2 protein-coding genes are annotated in these 5,604 nt (G+C 41.0%); both read right to left on the bottom strand.

Translation table 11 applies throughout. From position 1 onward, the window contains the following. The coding region (locus E1176_RS07255) for a PorP/SprF family type IX secretion system membrane protein (protein WP_155209940.1) at window positions 1–484 on the bottom strand (484 nt) is incomplete at its 3' end. Between the two features lies 1 nt (window position 485). Next, entirely contained in the window at window positions 486–5,522 is a 5,037-nt protein-coding gene (locus E1176_RS07250; RefSeq protein WP_222933108.1) for a PKD domain-containing protein, read from the bottom strand. Window positions 5,523–5,604 lie beyond the last annotated feature (82 nt).

Raw genomic sequence — 5,604 nt, 5'->3', positions numbered from 1 at the left:
GTCTATCAAGATTCAGGTTTATACCAGCTTGACCCTCCATGTAGAAATTTTCGTCTAGTGCTCCGTTTATAGCTGGGTCTGACAAATCAGGTATTTGATCTAAATCAAGAGAAGTTCTGCCTGAGCCTACAGACAGACCAAAACTCAAATTTTTTTGGAATCCAAAATCAACCGTGTAAGCAGTTGATAGCAAGGCGGTTGTGGAGTTAAATAGTCCTTCTTCGAGATTTGAAAAATTTAAACCCAATGCTATATTTTCTGATAATGGAGTTTGAAGACCAGCGTGAATAAATTCTGGTGCATCGTCTAATCCAACCCATTGTTGGCGATAAATTAAGTTAACAGTTGTATATTCTTTATTGGCAATTGCGGCCGGATTGTACAGGTATGAATAAGTGAAATAATGATTATAGAGAGGTAGTTCCTGTGAGGAAGCAACTCTAGGTAGTATAACTACAAAAATGATTGCAATAAGCTGTTTCATTTTACTTAATTAGGGTTATACTTCCTGTTTTTCCACTACCGCTTTCGCATCGTAAGATATAATAATATACACCTTCTGGCAACTCTTGACCATTAGATGTGCCATTCCAATCATTACTGTAAGACCTGGTGTTAAAAACCTCAATTCCTCGCTTATCAAAAATCTTTATCTCACACTCGCGTATTGTTTCAGGGTCTGGGTCGTAAATCCAGAAGTCAGAAATATTATCACCATTTGGTGAGAATATTTTCTGAGGATAAATATTGTTAGGTGTGGTTCCTTCAGGAACTACCGAAATCGACATTCGATCAGATCCGCTCAATCCATTTAAGTCAAGTGCCACGAACTCAAACTCATAATTTCCTTCACTAAGCCCAGTTATGTTTAGCGTATCCTTGTCGGCACCAGTGAGCGCTACTGTAGAACCTGACAATTGAGACCATTTATATGACTCGATGAAGATTCCTCTAACTATACTACCGATCAATGTCACCTCATTGTTAGGTAATGTAATAACTAAGTCTTCACCAGCGTTAACTATTGGACTTTGATCTTCTAAGGTTTCTTCTTCTTCAACATAAATTATTAGGTCATCTACCGCACTCAGACCATCATTGTCCTCTACTTTTAGTTCGAGAGAGTATTCACCTAATATAAGATCACTAATAGATAAAGTGGAAGTAAGCTGACCATTTAAAACAGGAGTATTTGGCCCTGTCAAAACGGACCATTCATAACTTGCAATTGAGCCGTCCACATCATTGGCAATGCCTTCAATAGTTGTACTCGACTCTGGTAAGTTTAATATGATATCGTCACCTGCGGAAACCGTAGGATTTCGATTAGTTCCTGCAGCAAATACCTTAACAGAAGTTTCATCAGCATGTGAAGCGCCTTCATTGTCAGTTACAGTCAATCTTAAAGTATAATCGCCTTCTACTAAATTTGATAATGTAGTTTCTGCGGTATTGTTTGTTCCAATTGTTAAGGATGGGCCTGATACTTTTTCCCAGAGATATGAGGCGATGCTTCCATTTTCATCTGAACCAAACCCTGTTAGAGTTACACTGTTTTCAGGAAGGTAGACTTCTTTATTGGGGCCTGCATTTGCAATGGGGGGTGTATTACTTCCCACTGGCAAGACATTTACAAGTACATCATCTGCACCAGATGCACCTTCATCATCTGTGGCTACTAACCTAAAACGATAAGTTCCTTCAGATAGGTCGGCAATGCTAACTTCTAACTGGTCAGTGTCAGTAAGGGTAGCAGTAGAAGGGCCGGATACCTGTGACCAATCAATGCTTGAAATGCTTCCGTCTGAATCACTCACTGTCGCAGTAACTGTTGTACCGTTTTCAGGTAAAATTATATTTACATCAGGACCAACATCAACAACAGGAGCTTGATTGACTGATTCAGGAAAGACCTGGACAATAACATCATCACTACCTTCTTCTCCTTCATCATCAGTTACTGTTAATGTCAAGCGGTAAGTGCCCTCTATTAAATCACCAAGGCTCACTGTTGGCTGATCATTGTTAGTTAGGGTTAGTGTAGGGCCGCTTTTCTTTACCCATAAGTAAGAAACTACTGTTCCATCAGGATCACTACCTGAACCATTAAGGTTTATGCTATTGGTTGGAAGGTTTAAAATTTGATCGGCTCCTGCATTAGCTATTGGTTTCTGATTAGCTGAAGCTGGCTGCACCGTTACCAGAACCTCATCATCATCCTGAGAGCCCATATCATCTTCTACTGTTAGGGTAAAGGTATAGATACCCTCTACCAAACTACTAATGCTCGTGGTGGCTAAATTAGGGTTTGATATTGTTGCCAGATTAGGTCCACTTGATTGTTGCCAGAGGTACGAAGTTATGCTTCCGTCAGGATCATTACCAGTTCCGTTTAAATTAGTACTGTTTGTAGGTAAAGTAAGTACGATATCTGCTCCTGCATTTGCTGTTGGTGTTTGATTGATAGCTGCCGGGCTCACGGTCACTTTCATGTCATCTGTACCAATGGCTCCTTCATTATCTGTTACCGTCAACCTAAAGACATAAGAGCCTTCTAACAAATTGGATAATGTAGCTGTAGGATTATTTTGATTTGTGATAGTTGCAGCTGGTCCACTAAGTTTTTGCCATAAATAACTCACAATACTACCGTCACTATCGGCCCCAGTTCCTTCTACATTTGTTGTGTTAGTAGGCAGCACTAAATTTATATTAGGACCGGCATTTGCTGTGGGTGAAACATTAACACTTTCAGGTAAAACATTTACTTGTGTGTTGTCAGAAGCGCTACCTCCATCGTTATCTGTGGCGGTAAGCCTAAAAACATACGTACCTTCCACCAAGCCACTTACAGATAGAGTAGGGGTGTTTTGATTGCTTAGTGTGGCTGCGGCAGGGCCACTTTGCTGTGACCAGGCAAAACTGCTAACTGTACCATCGGGATCAGTAGCCGACCCGTTTAAGTTGGTGCTATTCGTAGGAAGTGTGATCGATATATTTGGACCGGCATTGACAGTGGGTAAGACATTTGATGCTGTAACTACTACATCTACATCATCAGAACTTACAGCACTTGCATCATCTGTTGCACTAAACTGGAAAGTGTAGGAGCCCTCTGACAGTCCGCTAATAGAAATCGTGTTACCCGTTTGAGAAAAGGTGGCCGCTGCACCACCAGTTTGACTCCATGTTGTACTCACGATTGTTCCATCAGCGTCATTGGCTGTTCCTGTAATATCTACTGAGTTTGTTGGCAGTACTAAGTTTACATCATTACCAGCAAATACATCAGGAGGAATGTTTGCTGAACTTACAATTACTTTCGCTTCATCTGTAGCTGTGGCACCTTCATTATCAGTTACTTCTAGCTGAAAATTGTAAGTTCCTTCAATCAAATCTGCAACATTAAGATCTTCAGTATTAGCGTTGGTAAGTGTTGCAGAGGAAGGGCCTGATAATTGCATCCATTGATAGTTAGATACGCTTCCATCGGGGTCTGTTCCCGAACCAACTAAGAGAGTTGAATTAGTTGGCAGGGTCAGTGCTTTGTCAGGTCCTGCATTTGCCGTTGGAGATTCATTTACTGATTCTGGCGCTACATTTATGAGTACTTCATCTGTTCCAGTAGCACCGTCATTATCAGTAACTCTCAACCTAAATCCATAGGTGCCGGCAATTAAACCACTTACAGTAGCGGTACTCGTATTTTGACCAGATAAGGTAAAAGTAGTAGGCCCACTCACTTTTGTCCAAAGGTAGGCGCTAATAGAGCCATCACTATCGGAACCAGAGCCAACTATGGTAGTGGAATTTGTGGGTAAGGTAATATTAATATCATCACCAGCATCTGCGGTCGGTGCAGAATTTACCGGTGCAGAATTTACAGTGACTTTTACATTATCAGAGCTGGTGGCCCCTTGGTTATCCTCTACTTCTAAGTTAAAAGTATATACCCCCTCAACTAAACCTGAAACGGAAACTAATGGATTATTACTATTTGTAAGTGTGGCCGAATTAGGTCCAGATAGCTGGGACCAAAGGTAGCTTTGTATACTACCATCATTATCAGAACTGCTACCGCTGATGTTGGTAGAGTTTGTGGGTAATGTCAAGGTAATATCAGGTCCTGCATTTGCAATAGGGTTTTGGTTAGCTGCAATTACATTGATTAAAACATCGTCAATACCAACTGCTCCATCATTATCAGTCACAGTGAGTTGCATTTTATAAACTCCTTGTACTAAGTCAGAAAGAGTAACGGATGGGTTGTTTGCATTGGTGATGGTTATACTGCCTGGACCGCTTACTTTTACCCACTCGTAAGTAGATATTGATCCATCTGTGTCACTGCCAGATCCATTTAAGACAATAGTGTTTGTTGGCAATTGTAAAGATTTATCTGATCCAGCGTTAGCTGTTGGGGGAACATTGGCTGCAGCAGCTACAACTTCGACATTAACTTCATCAAAATCTGTGGCACCCGCGTCATCTTCAATACTAAAACGGAAGGTGTAAACACCTTCTATCAGGTCAGAAACAGAAATTGTATTAGTGCTTTGGCCACTAATTGTAGCAGTGGAAGGACCGCTTTGCTGTGTCCACAAAACGCTAACTATCGTCCCATCGTTGTCTGTAGCAGTTCCCGTAATGTTGGTGCTATTAATTGGTAACTCAAGAAGTATGTCACTTCCAGCATTTGCTACAGGTTCTATGTTACTTACCTCAGGATTAACAATCAATGACATTTGATCAGAGGCGGTGTTTCCATCATTATCAGTAACTGTGAGCTCAAATACGTATGTTCCCGCAACCAAATTACTTGCGGTGATATTTGGAGTTGAGGCGTTAGTCAAAGTCGCTGTTGGTCCACTGATTTTTATCCAGCTGTAGGAGGTAATGCTTCCACCGAGATCTGATCCGGATCCATTTATGGTAATAGAATTAGTAGGTAAAGTTATTTGTTGATCAGCACCTGCATTTGCCGTGGGTTTGCCCGGTAATGATTTTGAAAGCATCCATTCATACAAATTAGGTGTGTGAAGTGAATTGTCTGTGCGGTAGGCCCTGGACCATGAATTATGGCCAACATTTTCATAAGTAGTAAATATTAATTCGGCTGTTGGAACTGGTGAGGTGCAGTTTACTACAGAATTAAACATTGCCAGACCACCATTATAGCCAACTGTGTTATCCTTATCCCCATGAAATGCCCACAAAGGTATTTCTCTTTCTGAAAGGATACAACCTTTATTCGTATCACCCCAAGCGGCTATAGGTGAGATAGCTGCAAGCTTATTAGGGTCGTTAGTTGACATGTAAGCGTATTTGTAAACTCCGTTGCTACCGAGACTCAAACCTGTTAAATAGACTCTACTTAAATCTATCCGATAGTTATATGGCCCATTAAAAACATAATCAAATACACCGTCTATTAATGATACTCCCCAAGAGGGCTTACCGCCTGTAAGCTGGGGTGATATTACAATAAAGCACTCTGTGTTTCCACCTACTTCAAAACACATATCATGACCATTTTTGATTTCTTTAGGCGGGCCATGCCTTTTTACTCTCTCTAAATCAGCAGGAGAACCACTGCCTTTTTCT

Source organism: Fulvivirga aurantia (assembly GCF_009711475.1).
In the GTDB taxonomy this organism is placed as follows: Bacteria; Bacteroidota; Bacteroidia; order Cytophagales; family Cyclobacteriaceae; genus Fulvivirga; species Fulvivirga aurantia.
The sequence above is the reverse complement of the archived record's forward strand: the minus strand, read 5'-3'. Positions and strand labels throughout refer to the sequence as shown.

Coding starts and splice junctions, on each gene's coding strand:
- E1176_RS07250 (WP_222933108.1), bottom strand. CDS start 5,522: ATGTGTTTTGAAGTAGGTGGAAACACAGAGTGCTTTATTGTAATATCA.